The following is a 15,557-nucleotide window of genomic DNA, read 5'->3' as shown; positions in this document are numbered from 1 at the left end:
TTATATATATCTGATTTACACAGAATTATTACTTATTAAATTAATAATCTATAGAATGAAAGACTAATTGTTCGATTTTTTATTAATCCTTTTAAATATTTTACAGTGATTATATTTAATCCTCATTATTATTTAAATAGCTGTAAAGTGAATATTTTGAAATATCATAGAACTTTGAAATTTTATCTCCCGATCTTTTAATTAAAAGCGCACCTTTACTCTCTAAATATTTAATGGCTTTCATTTTATCTTCTTTAGTCATGACCGCAACAGGTTTTCCAATTAATTGATACGATTCCTCAATTAAGTCTTTGAGAAGTTGATTAACATCAGTTGGAATTGTAACATCACTTTCATCACTGCGTTCTACTTCCTTTATTGAAACAAAATCTTCTATAATCTTATTAGATACCATTAGCTGAGTGATATCATAATTAATACAAAGAAGTGCTTTCGCTTTACCATTTTCATCTGGAATGCATATAGTAGTAGATTTCAAAATACGTCCATCATTTGTACGGGTACTATAACTATAATGGTCTTTATGCTGAAGATTTGAGTGAATTGTTTCCATTGCAATTCGCGATGCAACATCCCCAACTTTACGTCCTGTAACATGACCATTTTCAATCGCTATAATGCTATGTTCATATCCTGCTTTTAGATCATGAATCGCGACTTCACAGTTTGGACCAAACTCTTCTGCAATCCCTTTAATAAGCCTTTTAAAAAAATCCAAATCATCATATACATTCATTCTAAAATCTCCTTTATCATCTTATATTTACATTACATAAATATGTTTTGTTATAATTCAAAGCATACAACCAACTATTGTGGCCACTGTGCTTAATATATTAAATAAACAATATACTATTATCCAATTACTTTTCTCTTAATAAATTTTCCATCACCTTTTTTCCCTAAAAACTTATTATTTTTATAAGCTACTTTACCACTCTGTATTACAATATCAATATCTCCCTTTAATGTCATGCCTTCAAAGCATGTGTAATCTACAGCTCCATGAAGCATACTTCTTGTAAGAGTATACTCAGAATTTGGGTTAATTATAGTAATATCAGCATCCCCACCTGGAATCAAAGAACCCTTTTTAGGATAAAGTCCATAAATCTTTGCAGGATTTGTACATAAAAGTTCTACAAAACGATTAATTGAAATTTTCTTTTTCATAACACCTTCAGAGAAAATCACCCTTACTCGTTCAGCAACGCCAGGAGCTCCATTAGGGCATTTTGTAAAATCGTTAATCCCCTTTTGTTTGTCGCCTTTTAGATTGAATGAACAGTGATCAGTAGCAATTATATTAATTGCACCATCTTGTACGCCTTTCCATAGAGCATCAATATCATTACTTTGACGCAAAGGTGGCGACATTACATATTTTAGTCCATTATTATCTTGCTCAAGATATTTTTGCTCTGTCATTGTTAAGTACTGAGTGCAAGTTTCAGAAAAAATATTCTTTTGCCCTTGTGCTCTTGCTTTTCTTATCTCATCCAATCCCTTTTCAGTAGAAATATGAACAATATAAATTGGAGCATCTCCTGCCAATGCTGCAAGATGTAGCACTCTGCTAATTGCCTCGGCTTCACAATGGTCTGGTCGTGATTTTGCATGATATATTGTTTCTAAACAGCCATTTGAAACATAATTTTCTCTAAGGTAATTTATAACATCATTGTTTTCAGCATGTACAGCAATAATTACTCCCAATTCTTTTGCTTTTTTTAATACTTTTAAAATTGAGACGTCATCCAGTTTAAAATCATATGTCATATAAATCTTAAAGCTAGAAATTCCTTCTTTAGCCAAAGACTCCATTTCAGATAAAACCTCATCATTTACATGCTGTACTACTCCATGGAATCCATAATCAATTACTGCTTTTCCATTAGCTAATTTATGATATTCGTCAATTTGATGGTGAAGAGCACAATTTTTAGGGCCAAAGGCTACATGGTCAACAATACTTGTAGTTCCACCGCAAACAGCTGCAACAGTTCCAGTATAAAAGTCGTCTATTGAACGGCTATTTCCAGATTGCAAATCCATATGAGTATGCACATCCACTGCTCCAGGAATTATATACATTCCCAAAGCATCAATGATTTCTGCATTATCATTGGACAAATTTACCCCAATACAAGATATTTTATTATTTTCTATCATAATATCTGAACAATAACTTTCCGATTCAGTCACAATAGTTCCATTTTTAATAATAATCATTCATAAGCACTTCTTTCATTTTATGTTTTTGTGATTATTCCTTATATGTAGTTGTATTCCTCTCCTCCTAAATCTCTAGTTAAACTTATATCCTCAACGAGTACAATGTCCAACAGCTAGCTGTGGGGCAAAATATTTATGATTTCAGTGAGTTACTGCGTAAGTCTAGGTTACGATTTTGATATCTATAGATATCAAATTTGAGAATTATACTTATAGCTTGAAAAATCTGCTATATCAGAAAGGACAGGTACTCTTTTGTAACCACAGGGGTCATAATATGCAGTGTTACATTAGAGAATATGTTGCAGGCATTTCTTCATCATAAGTTGTTCCATTTTTGCTTGTCACGAGCTTGTCTCGGGATCATGCTGAAATGGTGCAACTTATTATGTTAGAAAGCCTCAACTTATTCTCAGTAACCGAAACAACAGAGTACCTGTCCTTTCGGTAAGTTATTGCATAAGTCTAAGTTTTGTTTTGGATATCTATATAGATAAGCCAATTATAAGTTAGATTTATACTATGAAATATATCCCCACTAGAAATGGGTAATATATTTTTGTGGAATGTTTCATTGGTAATTTTGATGGATGTGATTCTTTGGCTATAAGTTGTTCCAAATGTGCTAGTTCAAAGCTTGTCCTTTGAGGCCAGCACTTTGGGTGCAACTTTATAGCCTTAGAATCACCCATCAGAATTACCTAGAAACTGGAACAAAAGTATGTTATTCATTTCGGCGAGTTATAATATTCATAAGTTCAGGTCTTAGTTGGGTTATCTATAGCATAATGCATAAGTTTAACTTTACATTTTAAAGTGAGTACCTGTTTTACCTAGAATTCCATCCTGTACTTTGCTTAGAAGCGTAATAATTGCAGTCCTTCCTTTTCCTGAAGAAACAAATTCTAAAGCTGCTTGTACTTTTGGAAGCATAGATCCTGGTGCAAATTGGCCTTCTTTAATATACTTTTTAGCTTCTTCCACTGTAAGTGAATCCAGCCATTTAATATTTGGTTTACCAAAGTTTACAGCAACTTTTTCTACTGCTGTTAGAATAATCAAACTATCTGCATCTATCTCTTTAGCTAACAATGCTGCTACAAAATCTTTATCAATTACTGCTGGTACACCTTTTAAATGATTGTTTTCTGTTTGAATAACTGGAATTCCACCACCACCACATGCAATAACTATTTCTTCAGCTGATACTAGCTCTAAAATCGTTTCCTTTTCAATTATATCAATAGGTTTTGGAGAACAAACAACTTGCCTATATCCCCTACCTGAATCTTCTTTCATCACTATTCCAGTCTTCTCTAATTTTTCAGCATCCTCTTTTGAATAAAAACCTCCAATTGGCTTTGTAGGGGTTAAAAATGCTTTATCATTTGGATCCACAAGAGTTTGAGTAATGAGAGTTGTGACAGGATTATTTAAATTACGTGATAAAAGTTCTTCCCTAATGGCATTTTGCAAATCATATCCAATATACCCTTGACTCATTGCAACACACATTGTTAATGGTATTTGAGATTTTTTAACAAGCTCCATTGCTGAGTTTATCATTCCCACTTGCGGTCCATTTCCATGAGTAATAACTACCTGATTTCCACTTTCGATCAAATCTACAATACTTTCAGCAGTTAATTTAACTGATTTCATTTGCTCCTCCAGCGTATCTCCAAGTGCATTTCCTCCTAACGCTATTACAATCTTACTCACCATATATCACTCCAATTCTCTTTTAAATGTTTAGGCACATGAGAATAAATAACAAGTCTAAAATTGCCATGAAATGTTCTTATATGCAGCATAGCTGCTCTTTTTAAATGTGTATATTTTTTATTAGTTACTAACCCCTGAATCTTATATCCTCACTTTGAGCCATTTTTTCTAAAACTTCTGCAGGATTCTTTACCTTTGCTAGAAGAATCATTGCTGCTATAATATATGGCTTATAGCTTGCTTCTTTATAAAGTGGAACTCTGTAACGGTCAAATACAGAATCTTCAACTTCACCTTTCTCACATGACAAATTACTAATATCAGCTGGTAAGCAATGTAAGTAAAGTGCCTTTCCATCTTTAGTTGTTTTCATTAATTCCTCTGTACATTCCCAATCTTTATGTTCTGCATTTTGAGCAAGAAGTTTTTTCTCTAATTCTTTAATACCTTCAGAATCGCCTTCTGAATAAAGATCAGTACGTTCTTTCATTGCTGCAAAAGGAGCCCAGCTCTTTGGATATACTATATCTGCATCTTTAAATGCTTCTGCCATATTATTAGTTTTTGTGAATGTTCCACCTGATTCCTTAGCGTTATTACGAGCTATATTTTCAACTTCTTCCATTACTTCATAGCCTTCTGGATGTGCTAAGCAAACGTCCATACCAAAACGTGTCATTAACCCTATAACCCCTTGTGGTACAGATAATGGTTTACCGTAAGACGGTGAATAAGCCCAAGACATAGCTATTTTTTTACCCTTTAAATTTTCAATGCCACCAAACTCATGTATGATATGTAGCATATCTGCCATAACTTGAGTTGGATGATCAATATCACATTGTAGATTTACTAATGTTGGTTTTTGTTCAAGAACTCCATCTTCGTATCCTTCCCTTACTGCATCAGCAACTGTATGCATATATTTATTTCCTTTTCCAATATACATATCATCACGAATTCCGATGACATCAGCCATAAATGAAATCATGTTAGCTGTTTCCCTTACAGTTTCACCATGAGCGACTTGACTTTTACCTTCATCTAAGTCTTGTACTTCAAGACCTAAAAGATTACATGCACTAGCATAGGAAAAACGAGTACGTGTTGAATTATCACGGAATAATGAAATTCCAAGTCCACTATCAAACAATCTTGTTGATTTGTTATTTCTACGTAATTCTCTTAATGCATCTGCCACTTCATAAACTGCCTTTAACTCATCTGTAGTTTTTTCCCATGTAAGAAAAAAGTCATTTTTATACATTTGATCAATTTTTAAGCTTTTTAACTCATTAACATATTTATCGACAATACTCATAATTTTAATATCCCCCTTAATTTTCGCTAACAATATTTATTTGAAATATATATAGTTGGAACAGCAGCATAAACTGCAGCACATTTTACTAAATCTTCTTTCCATGTCTTTTCATTAGGAGCATGTGCTTGAGCTTCTGCACCAGGTCCAAATCCTATTACAGGAATTCCATTACGTCCCATAATTGAAACGCCGTTTGTAGAGAATGTCCATTTATCAGTAAGTGGACGAGCTTTTCTCATTGCTTCATTTTCAGCAGCACCGATTCTTGTTGTGCCGTAAAGACCTTTATATGCTTCTTCTAATGCTTTTGTTACAATATGATCTTCTGGAATTACCCAAGTTGGGAAGTAGCATTCAATTGGGTATGCTAAACCAGTGTAGCTTGGTCTATCATAGTTATACATACTTACTGTTGCATTGTATTTTTTAACAGCCGGAAGTTGACGAATTTCTTCTAAACAGCTTTCCCAAGTCTCACCTGCTGTCATACGACGGTCTAATGAAATTGAGCATGAGTCAGCAACTGCGCAACGGCTTGGTGAAGTATAGAATACTTGAGAAGTTGTAACAGTACCTCTTCCTAAGAAGTTAGCCTCTTTAAACTCTGGGTTGTATTTTTCATCTAACATTTTTACTAAGCCTTTAATTTCTTTATTATCAGCTGCATCATTTTCGTTAAGGTCACGAATGTTCATTAATATTTCAGCCATTTTATAAATTGCGTTGTCTCCTCTTTCTGGAGCTGAACCGTGGCATGAAATTCCTTGAACACCAACACGTATTTCCATACGGCCTCTTTGTCCTCTATAGATACCACCATCTGTTGGCTCTGTGGAAACCACAAATTCAGGTCTGATTTTACTTTCTTTGATTATATATTCCCAGCAAAGTCCATCACAATCTTCTTCTTGAACTGAACCAACAACTAATGCTGTGTATTTTTCATTTAAAAGGCCTAAGTCTTTCATTATTTTTGCACCATAAACAGATGAAACGATTCCGCCTAATTGATCAGAAGTACCACGTCCACCTATTTCAGTTTCTGTTTCATATCCTTCGTATGGATCAAAATCCCAGTTGTCTCTGTTTCCTATACCAACTGTGTCAATATGAGCATCAAAGCCTATTAAAGTTTCTCCTGTACCCATATATCCTAAAATGTTACCCATTGGATCTATTTCTACTTTATCAAATCCAACGCTTTTCATTTCTTGTTCTATTCTTTTTATAACACCTTCTTCTTCTGCACTTTCACCAGGTATTGCAACCAAATCACGAAGAAATTTGGTCATATCCTCCTTATAGTTTTCAGACTTTGATTTAATTTGATCAAAATTCATATTCTCTTCCCCTATCTTAATTAATATTTTATTTGGAATCATATTTATAACGGAAATAAACGCTTGTCTACTTTGTTTGTAATGATATTTAGTAACCTATAAAATTCACTTCTGAAATATTATTATTAAATTAATCTCTTATATATTCTACAAACCATTTCCTCACCTAAAAAAAATTTTTTATACCAAATTCATTTTTATGGTAATATCATACATCTTTTCAATTAAATTGTAAATATTTTCAAGTCATCTTTTTAAATAATATTTCTATTATTTTTTTACTATCAGAAAACAAAATTAAGCATATGTAATACACTATTGTATTTTTATAGAATTAATGCTAATATTATAAAAATCATAATAAAACCGAACTAAACATTATCAAACATGACTATATAAAACATATTTAAATATTGTATTATATATTTATTCCATTTTGCATGGTTTTTTAACAATAATAATCTACTATAATTAAAATTTTTAAACTGGCTACCACTAAATTATGCTATATCTTTTAACAATTTTTTAGTCTGTCTAATTTTTGAGGAGGAATTAATATGGATTTTTCACCTTTATGGATCTCTATAAAAACTGCTACATTATCAACAGTAATAACATTCTTTTTAGGAATTATAGTTTCTTATTGGATGTCAAACTTTAAAGGAAAATCTAAAGGAATAATAGATGGGATATTTACTTTACCTTTAATTCTTCCTCCAACTGTTGTAGGTTTCTTTTTATTGCTTATCTGTGGTAAAAATGGTCCTATAGGAAAGCTACTGGACCTCTTCAATACTTCTTTAATTTTCAGCTGGAGTGCTACAGTCATTGCGGCTATAGTAGTTTCATTTCCTATGATGTATAGAACCACGCGTTCTGCTTTTGAGCAAATAGATATCAATATTCTTTCTGCTGCCAGAACTCTTGGCCTTAGTGAATTTAAAATATTTTATAAAATCGCTATTCCATTAGCCATGCCAGGTATTATAGGTGGACTAGTTTTATCTTTTGCAAGAGCTATGGGTGAATTTGGCGCAACACTTATGCTAGCAGGTAATATCCCTGGAAAAACTCAAACTATGCCACTTGCAATATTCTTTGCAGCCGAAGGTGGAGATATGCAAAAAGCGATTATTTGGGTTATTATAATTGTTACTTTATCATTATTTCTAATTCTAATATTAAACTATTGGTCAGAAGTTCAATTAAAACTTATGGGAAGGAGTGCTAAATAATGTCCTTATATGTAAATATAGAAAAACATCTCTCCCCATTTAATTTAAATGTGAATTTTGAGCAAAAAAGCGGTGTTCTAGGTTTCTTAGGTGCATCAGGATCTGGTAAGAGTATGAGTTTAAAATGTATATCCGGATTAGTTACTCCTTCTAGAGGAAAAATAATTGTAAATGATAAGATTTTTTTTGATTCAGAGAATAAAATTAATTTAACTCCACAGAAAAGAAAAATCGGCTATCTATTTCAAAACTATGCTTTGTTTCCTAATATGAATATAATTGATAATATTGAAATAGGTATTTCTAAGATGGAAAAAGATCAAAAGAAATCCTTAATCAGAGAATATATAGAAAGATTACATCTTGGTGGACTCGAAAAACGCTATCCTTGGCAGTTATCTGGCGGGCAGCAGCAAAGAGTAGCTTTAGCTAGAGCACTTATAACGTCTCCTGATATTTTACTTTTAGATGAGCCTTTCTCTGCTTTAGATCAACATTTAAGAAATGATTTAGAAAAAGAATTAATGTCTATAGTAAAAGATTATAGTGGTAATGTTATCTTTGTTACTCATGATATAGCTGAAGCTTATAGAGTTTGCGACAATATAATTGTTTATGAAAATGGAGTTTCTTTAGAAAATCGAGAAAAGAGAGACTTATTTAAACATCCTAAAAGTCTTACAGAAGCTACATTAACAGGATGTAAAAACATATCTAAAGCTAAAAAGACTGGGAAAAATACCATTTATGCTGAAAATTGGGGGCATGAATATGTTATTAATAAGGAGATTCCAGACAATATCCAATATATCTGCATAAGAGCTCATGATATCGAAATATGTGGAAACAATAATAAAAACATTAATACTTTTCCTTATACTATTGATACTATTATAGAAAACCCCTTTGAATTTACTATATATATGAAAAACAATACTAAAAAAGATGCAAAATTGATTGAATTTAAGGTAGAAAAAAAGAATATGAATTTCTCTCTAAACACTAGTGTATATCTCAACTTTCCAAATGACCATCTATTTTATTTTTAGACTTAAGTCATTTACTACTATACATAATTAAAAAGACCCATTTTAAATTTATGTGAATATACAAAAGGTGATAGATAAGCTTAAGTTAACTTTTCCATCACCTTTGCATAAAACTGCAAATCAAGACTACAGAAATCTTCTTATCTAAATAGAAAAAGGTGAATTTTAATATAATTTCTAAATTCATCTTTTTCTTAATAAATACTATTTAATAACCTTAAATTCATATCCCTGCTGCTTTAAATATTCTATAATTCCCGGTAATGCTTTTGCTGTTTCTTCTTTACCATAAGTATCATGCATCAAAATTATTGCCTTTTCCCTTCCTGCTGTAGTTTTTATAACTTCCTGTTTTAATTGCTCTGCATTCTTAGGTGCACCTTCCGCATCCTGAGATAATGAATTCCAATCTATTTGATGATAATCTTTTTCATGTAAAGCCTTGTCCATAGTATCCATACCAACTGAATCTTTATTCTTCCAAGTCATATGCCCACCCGGAAATCTAATAGCTCTAGTTGAAAAATCTTCTCCTAAAACCTTTTTTAGAGACTCATTTGTTTTTTCAATGTCAGACATACAATTCGATAAGTTTATCTTTCCATTTGGATATAAATAATTATAATTATGTGAATAAGTATGATTACCTATAGAATTTCCTTCAGATAATTCTCGTTTAACTATATTTTTAGTGTTCTCATCTTTATCTAGTGATTTTCCCACAATAAAGAATGTTGCATGCACATTCTCCGACTTCAAAATATCTAGTATTTGAGGTGTAACTGTTTCCGATGGACCATCATCAAATGTTAAATATACTACTTTCTTACCGTCTGCTCCATCTGGCTTTTGCCCCTTCATTTGCTGATTCAAATACTTTTCAATAAATGAAGAATCTTCTACTTCTGAATTACTCTCAACATTCAGAGAATCTCGGTTATCCTTTTTATCATTTAAATTTGACTCTGAATCTCCACTTTGCTTAGTGTCATCAAGTGCTTGTACTTCTTGTCTATTTTGAGAAAACTTCGCTGCAATGAGAGAGCCACCTCCGACTATTAAAAAAACTATAGTCATAAATAAAATAATTATTCTAGCTTTTTTTATGTTATTATCTTTACTTTTATTATACCTATAATTTTTTCTCATATATTTTTTCCTCCTATAGCTAGATTAATTTACATTTGTATAAGAATATCCTATTTATTTTACTTATTGCACAGAAGTTCGACTTAAATATAAACTATGTATTTTTTCGTAATAATTTATATATTTCCTGTTACTTTATTGCATAATTTTTCCAGAATTATTTCACTACAATATACAACATTATTTATACTAATTTAGCTATTTGTAATCCCTAATATATGTTACTAATAGTATTTACTAACTCAGCATGTACAATACAATTATAAATTAGTATTCTAATTCCATATTACTTTAAAATAACCATAAATAATTTATTCAAATCTAAAATTGCTATTAAAAAGGTTATAATTTTTCTTTTATTTTTTTAATCTGCCATCATACTGACACAATGATATACTAAAATGAGTACATAAAGTTAATAAAATCTTTTTTTCATAAATATTTACCCTATAATATAAAGAACAAAGAGCAACATTCATATTACCCCTATGTATGTTGCTCTTTGTTTTTATAGTTTTAAATAATAATGCTAAAGCATTATTACAGTTTATCTTATTTATAATAAATATCATGTTTTTATATTTAAAACCGAAGTGATAAGTGTTTTAATCTTTATATACAATCTAAAGCCAATATACGCTGACGACTTTCTAGCTACTTCTTTATATTGATTGTCAAGCCATTCGTAATCATAAATTTGAAAAAACATATCATCAATTTCTTTATCATTCATTATCTCACCTGCTTATATATGCTCTCAATAAAATTGATAATTATTAATAATTTTCATATTTGTTGCTATTTATATAATAATCTCCCTTTGCATGTCCTTCTTTTTCTCCTATATAAATGTCAAGCGCTCTTATACCTCTATTAGCTAGCTTTATAAATAATATGAATGCATATATTGATAAAGCAAATATTACTATTGATAATATTAAATATACTATAATTAGTATGGCACTTAATATTGTAGTGCTTGTTGGATGCATAAAAAATTCCTCCCCAATCTATTATTAATTAAAATTGCATTTAAGATTATACCATTAATTACCTATAACCACAATCATCTATAAATATTATTATTAAGTTACTTCTATACTTTTTCTATATCAATTTAAATTTAAAATAAAATTTTATAACGTCAAAAAGAACCCTATTTCTAGAGTTCTTATTTAAGTTTACTCTCTATATCATTTCTCATTATTACACCTTGGCACAATAATATAAAACTTATTTAAAGCTTTACATTTGGGACATTTCACTTTAATATCATATTTCCCTTCTTTAGCACTTACTAGTTTAGCACTAGCTATTGATGAAGTCTCTCCTTCAAAATTCAATACTCTTTCTGTTTCTGGAGTCGTGTATTCCCATGCAAAACTTATATCACACTTAGAGCATTTCTGTATTGAACTTAATAACATTAATCTTCCTCCTCTTATATAACTAATTGTATATAAAGGCTACGCTATCCATATGCACCTTTCCTTTTTGACCATAAATATCGCCTCCTCTCATATAAGTTAATTATACAAAAGTTGGAATATTCCTTCTGTAAATTTTAATAAATAAATATTAATCTACAAATACAAAAATTCATCCTTAAATAAAACTTGCCACCAATTTGATAAGTGGTGGCAAACGGGTGGAAACTCCCGTAATATTTTTAATTAATTTCTTGTACAAATAACTATTCTCAAGCTCTTGGATGAGTATGCATGTATATATAGTTTATTTTATCATTATTGATTATCTCATAGTACGTATCCATATATGTTAATACCTGATTACCGAGTAACTTCTGAACAGCCCTAACATTTGCTCCATTTTGAAGAAGATGAACAGCAAATGAATGTCTGAAAGTGTTTAAATTAACGTCTTTATCTATACCAGCTTTTCTAGAGTATTCTTTAACAATTCTCCAGATACCCTGTCTTGTGAGCTTATTACCATTTAGATTTACAAAAAGATTAGACACACCGCATTGTGCAATCTTATATCTTATGCTTAAATATTCTGTTAATGCTTTACAAGCGCTTCTTCCTATAGGAATAAGCCTTTCATAATGCTTGTTATCTGTACATTTTACAAAATTTAAATCAAGATTAACATCATCTACATTTAATCCAATAAGTTCTGAAACTTTCATTCCAGTAGCGTACATTAACTCTAACAATGCATTATCACGAATTCCTTTTGAGCAGTCTTTTTCCACTATTCTAATTATCTTATCTACTTCTTCAATGGTCAAAATTTGTGGCAATTTTCTATTATTTTTTGAACTCTTATATTCAATTTTAGGAACTTCCTTAATTAAAGTTTCACTTTTCAAATATGAATAGAAATTCCTTAGACTTATAACTATTCTATTTATAGATCTTTCTGATTTTCCTTGATTAGTGAGATTTTGTATATATGACATAACCGTTGATTTATCACTTTCATATAAGTCTATCTTTTTTCTATTTAAGAATTTTAAATAGAGACTAACATCTGTTACATATGCATATATAGTATTCTCACTTTTACCACTCTCAAACAAATAATTTTTATAATTATTTATACTATTTATCATTATTAACTCCTATACCATTGATTATGATTAGCATTCGACCAAATCGTCATTTTTCTTTCCTTATTTAAAATCATCTTTTGTTTTATAAATAGAATTTATTAGCCACAAATCTTATCAAAGATGGTGATATATAAGTTTCAATTAATATGCCTATTGTAAATAATATTAGGATGACAATTAATTTATTTAATACACCATCTAAAAAAGGATCTTTTATCTTTCCATGTTTGAAAAATCTTCCCTTAAACCTTTCTGTAGACATAGATAAACTAATAACACTTAATGCTATGAAACATGGAATATATATTAAATTCTGAGGAACAATAGATATTAAGGCTAGTCCAATCCCTTTTCCTTGAAAAGTAGTTATCATGAAAGAAAAAGTATACCCTAATGTAAAACCTTTTAATAAGTCCAAAATTAATATTACAGGAGCTCCAAAAAAAGTTAAACCTAATATAAATATAGGTATAATAATTAGTATATTTTTCTTTATAACCTCGAATAATAAATTTCCATAATTGATAGGATGGCTACCTATAGAATTAGTAAAACTAAAAAAATAATTTGTTAAATCCGTTTTATCTGATTCCCCCATATATTTAACAGTGTAAAGCCCAAAAGATATTCCTAAACAAAACATTATCAGTACAATGAAAAAATAGGCTTTCTTATCCCTAAAAGTATCATTTAGTTTAGTAAGTAAAAAATTCATCTCTTATTCCTCCTTTAGTTACTCTACTTTATACTATGTTTTATATTTGAAGTTTATTCCAGCACCTAATTATAAATATGTAAATCCGAAAAAAAAAATCTTATGCATATAGAAAATAACTTCTATATACATAAGATTTAAAATATTTTTATAACGTATTAAATACTAATTATTATCATATCTCCATCCATTATCATCGTTATATATCATAAGTTTTGTCATTCCGCCATCTATATTAATATTTTCTCCATTAATAAAGCTATTTTCTTCATTACACAAAAACATAGCTGCTCTCGCTATATCTTTTGGATTCCCTATTCTGCCTGATGGATGCTGCAATAAATCACTCTCACTATACTTTGGTACATATTCTTCATCATAATAAGCACCTGTATCAATCCAACCTGGGCTAATCGAATTCACCCTGACTTTATTAGAAAGACTAACAGAAAGCCCATGAGTCAATGCCAAAATTCCGCCTTTAGCAGCTGTATAACTTTCTGTATCAGATTGTGACATATAGGCTCTAGTAGATGAAATATTTACAATTGCACCATTTTTATTAAAATTATTCATAAGTAACTGGGTTAATATGTATGGCGCGGTTACTCCAACTTTAAGTACATAATTAAAATCTTCATATGAACATTTAGAAATAATTCCTTTTTTATTAATACAAGCATTATTAATGAGGTAATCTATATTTTTATATTTTTTTATTATAAACTCTGCAAACTTATATAAAGTATCCTCTTCTGCAATATCGCCTAAAAAGAATTCAACTTCTCCACCTTTTCTTTTTATATATTCTACATTTTCATTCCCTGCTTCTTTATTTTTATCAATGAAGATAACTTTAGCACCGACATTTGAAAATTCTCTTGTTAAACATCTTCCTATCCCTAAAGCTCCTCCAGTAATTATGCATACTTTATTTTTATAATCCATAATATATCTTAGTGCAAGAGTTAAATCACACTAAAAATTCACCTCCGTAAATAAGTCAAAATAATAAACTATTATAGTTGCTAATATTATAACACACTAGTGAATTTTTAATGATCAATCTTATTTTAAACTAAATAATCATATTCGTGAACTATAAATGAATTATTTAAGAAAATGCTTTACATACCTATTATATGTGTTTCAGAATATCTTACACAGGTTGTAAAACTCTTAGCTTTTCATAAGCTTTTTGAGTATAAGGGGTAGGAACTCCCAAATCTTTTCCCATCCTACATAAATCGCCACAAAATAATTCAAGCTCAAATTTTTTTCCAGATACTACATCTCTATGCATTGAACTTATACTTTTTTTAGATAAGCTTTTTAGTGTACTTATTGCATTCTCATAAATATTAGGATGAAGATTTATTCCCTTACTTCTAGCAACTTCTTCACATTCCTTTGCTACATTACAAAATGTTTCAAATTTCATTTTATCTTCTAATATTCCTTTTACTTTCACATCGTAATATGAATCAGTTACATTAAAAGCACAATTAAATACGTAGTTATTCCATGCAAAAATTTCTGCATCTCTTCTTACCTCACATAAAATATTTGATTTAGTTAAAACATTATAGATCCGTTCTAAATCTCTCTTATACATAGGGCGTTTTTTATTAGATGATATAAATATTCTAGTATTTTGGCTAGTATGCTTAATAACTCCATCACCTTCAATTTTTGAGCTAATTGACATAATAGCATCTGTTACTTTTCCTTTTCTTAAGTAAGAATATAACTTATTTCCGCCGTCTACCCCATTAATTATAGGAATAATTAAAGTATGATCACCTACCATAGGTAAAATTGCTTTTGCTGCCGCCTTTAAAGAATATCCTTTTACGCAAACAAAGATAATGTCAACAACACCAATTTCATCTGAATCATCTGTTGCAAGTGTAGGAAAAACAGTAAAACTTCCATTTATTTCACTTTTCAATGAAATTCCATCAGTCTTTATTTTATTTAATGTTTTTCCATAAGCTACAACATTAACATTTTCTTTACTTCTACAAAGCATAGCAGCAATATACCCACCTATCGCTCCCATTCCAATTATTCCAATCTTCATAATATATTCTTCCTTTCTTTTATATTTTTAATATAAATTCAAATATTTTTCTAGCTTATTACTATTTTAGCTTGTCTTAATGTATAATAAAAATATATATTAG

At 29.9% G+C, this 15,557-nt stretch carries 15 protein-coding genes; 2 read left to right on the top strand and 13 right to left on the bottom strand.

The genetic code is table 11. The features are described 5' to 3' along the window. Positions 1-115: 115 nt before the first annotated feature. The 5 genes from F3K33_RS09830 to F3K33_RS09810 form a co-directional block, all read right to left on the bottom strand. A complete protein-coding gene (locus F3K33_RS09830) occupies positions 116-757 on the bottom strand; it encodes a helix-turn-helix transcriptional regulator (protein WP_017212897.1) in 642 nt (213 codons plus the stop codon). Positions 758-876: 119 nt separating this feature from the next. After that, positions 877-2,253, bottom strand: a complete 1,377-nt coding sequence (gene hydA / locus F3K33_RS09825; RefSeq protein ID WP_039773860.1) for a dihydropyrimidinase — start codon at positions 2,251-2,253, stop codon at positions 877-879. A gap of 807 nt (positions 2,254-3,060) precedes the next feature. Beyond that, entirely contained in the window at positions 3,061-3,981 is a 921-nt protein-coding gene (gene arcC, locus F3K33_RS09820; RefSeq protein WP_039773861.1) for a carbamate kinase, read from the bottom strand. Between the two features lie 127 nt (positions 3,982-4,108). Next, positions 4,109-5,302 carry a knotted carbamoyltransferase YgeW gene (ygeW, locus tag F3K33_RS09815; RefSeq protein WP_039773862.1) on the bottom strand — a complete coding sequence of 398 codons (1,194 nt, stop codon included), beginning with the start codon at positions 5,300-5,302 and terminating at the stop codon, positions 4,109-4,111. 26 nt (positions 5,303-5,328) lie between these two features. After that, positions 5,329-6,645 (bottom strand): YgeY family selenium metabolism-linked hydrolase, encoded by a 1,317-nt coding sequence (locus F3K33_RS09810; RefSeq protein ID WP_039773863.1) that lies wholly within the window; start codon positions 6,643-6,645, stop codon positions 5,329-5,331. Positions 6,646-7,202: 557 nt separating this feature from the next. Here F3K33_RS09810 and modB point away from each other — a divergent pair. Together modB and F3K33_RS09800 are read left to right on the top strand one after the other, a co-directional pair. Continuing rightward, complete coding sequence (modB, locus tag F3K33_RS09805; protein WP_039773864.1) at positions 7,203-7,880, top strand: molybdate ABC transporter permease subunit; 678 nt, start codon at positions 7,203-7,205, stop codon at positions 7,878-7,880. Continuing rightward, positions 7,880-8,929: a sulfate/molybdate ABC transporter ATP-binding protein gene (locus tag F3K33_RS09800; protein ID WP_039773865.1), complete on the top strand. Its 1,050-nt coding sequence runs from the start codon at positions 7,880-7,882 to the stop codon at positions 8,927-8,929. The genes modB and F3K33_RS09800 overlap by 1 nt, the downstream gene beginning before the upstream one ends. Positions 8,930-9,133: 204 nt before the next feature. On the opposite strand, the gene F3K33_RS09795 is transcribed toward F3K33_RS09800, so the two are convergent. The 8 genes from F3K33_RS09795 to F3K33_RS09765 form a co-directional block, all read right to left on the bottom strand. Next, complete coding sequence (locus F3K33_RS09795) at positions 9,134-10,078, bottom strand: polysaccharide deacetylase family protein (protein ID WP_039773866.1); 945 nt, start codon at positions 10,076-10,078, stop codon at positions 9,134-9,136. A 568-nt stretch (positions 10,079-10,646) separates the two neighbouring features. Continuing rightward, positions 10,647-10,811, bottom strand: a complete 165-nt coding sequence (locus F3K33_RS26325; RefSeq protein WP_167514410.1) for a hypothetical protein — start codon at positions 10,809-10,811, stop codon at positions 10,647-10,649. Positions 10,812-10,854: 43 nt separating this feature from the next. Next, positions 10,855-11,070 carry a hypothetical protein gene (locus F3K33_RS09790; protein WP_034851911.1) on the bottom strand — a complete coding sequence of 72 codons (216 nt, stop codon included), beginning with the start codon at positions 11,068-11,070 and terminating at the stop codon, positions 10,855-10,857. 201 nt (positions 11,071-11,271) lie between these two features. Then, positions 11,272-11,505, bottom strand: coding sequence for a hypothetical protein (locus tag F3K33_RS09785; RefSeq protein ID WP_017212907.1), 234 nt, complete (start codon positions 11,503-11,505; stop codon positions 11,272-11,274). 272 nt (positions 11,506-11,777) lie between these two features. Next, positions 11,778-12,656, bottom strand: coding sequence for a tyrosine-type recombinase/integrase (locus tag F3K33_RS09780; RefSeq protein ID WP_012058194.1), 879 nt, complete (start codon positions 12,654-12,656; stop codon positions 11,778-11,780). 82 nt (positions 12,657-12,738) lie between these two features. Next, positions 12,739-13,371 (bottom strand): stage II sporulation protein M, encoded by a 633-nt coding sequence (gene spoIIM / locus F3K33_RS09775; protein ID WP_012058193.1) that lies wholly within the window; start codon positions 13,369-13,371, stop codon positions 12,739-12,741. A 165-nt stretch (positions 13,372-13,536) separates the two neighbouring features. After that, positions 13,537-14,319, bottom strand: a complete 783-nt coding sequence (locus tag F3K33_RS09770) for an SDR family oxidoreductase (RefSeq protein WP_039773867.1) — start codon at positions 14,317-14,319, stop codon at positions 13,537-13,539. 211 nt (positions 14,320-14,530) lie between these two features. Then, a complete protein-coding gene (locus tag F3K33_RS09765; RefSeq protein ID WP_012058191.1) occupies positions 14,531-15,454 on the bottom strand; it encodes a ketopantoate reductase family protein in 924 nt (307 codons plus the stop codon). Positions 15,455-15,557: the final 103 nt, after the last annotated feature.

This window comes from Clostridium beijerinckii, assembly GCF_008705175.1.
Classification (GTDB): Bacteria; Bacillota; Clostridia; order Clostridiales; family Clostridiaceae; genus Clostridium; species Clostridium beijerinckii.
Note: the sequence above shows the minus strand (reverse complement) of the source record. Positions and strands in the feature narration are given on the sequence as shown.

Bases quoted from the DNA above. Each gene is read 5' to 3' on its own strand.
- F3K33_RS09795 (WP_039773866.1), bottom strand. From the start codon at position 10,078: ATGAGAAAAAATTATAGGTATAATAAAAGTAAAGATAATAACATAAAA.
- F3K33_RS09790 (WP_034851911.1), bottom strand. From the start codon at position 11,070: ATGCATCCAACAAGCACTACAATATTAAGTGCCATACTAATTATAGTA.
- modB (WP_039773864.1), top strand. From the start codon at position 7,203: ATGGATTTTTCACCTTTATGGATCTCTATAAAAACTGCTACATTATCA.
- F3K33_RS09770 (WP_039773867.1), bottom strand. From the start codon at position 14,319: ATGGATTATAAAAATAAAGTATGCATAATTACTGGAGGAGCTTTAGGG.
- F3K33_RS09785 (WP_017212907.1), bottom strand. From the start codon at position 11,505: ATGTTATTAAGTTCAATACAGAAATGCTCTAAGTGTGATATAAGTTTT.
- F3K33_RS09810 (WP_039773863.1), bottom strand. From the start codon at position 6,645: ATGAATTTTGATCAAATTAAATCAAAGTCTGAAAACTATAAGGAGGAT.
- hydA (WP_039773860.1), bottom strand. From the start codon at position 2,253: ATGATTATTATTAAAAATGGAACTATTGTGACTGAATCGGAAAGTTAT.
- F3K33_RS09830 (WP_017212897.1), bottom strand. From the start codon at position 757: ATGAATGTATATGATGATTTGGATTTTTTTAAAAGGCTTATTAAAGGG.
- F3K33_RS26325 (WP_167514410.1), bottom strand. From the start codon at position 10,811: ATGAATGATAAAGAAATTGATGATATGTTTTTTCAAATTTATGATTAC.
- F3K33_RS09765 (WP_012058191.1), bottom strand. From the start codon at position 15,454: ATGAAGATTGGAATAATTGGAATGGGAGCGATAGGTGGGTATATTGCT.
- ygeW (WP_039773862.1), bottom strand. From the start codon at position 5,302: ATGAGTATTGTCGATAAATATGTTAATGAGTTAAAAAGCTTAAAAATT.
- arcC (WP_039773861.1), bottom strand. From the start codon at position 3,981: ATGGTGAGTAAGATTGTAATAGCGTTAGGAGGAAATGCACTTGGAGAT.
- F3K33_RS09800 (WP_039773865.1), top strand. From the start codon at position 7,880: ATGTCCTTATATGTAAATATAGAAAAACATCTCTCCCCATTTAATTTA.
- F3K33_RS09780 (WP_012058194.1), bottom strand. From the start codon at position 12,656: ATGATAAATAGTATAAATAATTATAAAAATTATTTGTTTGAGAGTGGT.
- spoIIM (WP_012058193.1), bottom strand. From the start codon at position 13,371: ATGAATTTTTTACTTACTAAACTAAATGATACTTTTAGGGATAAGAAA.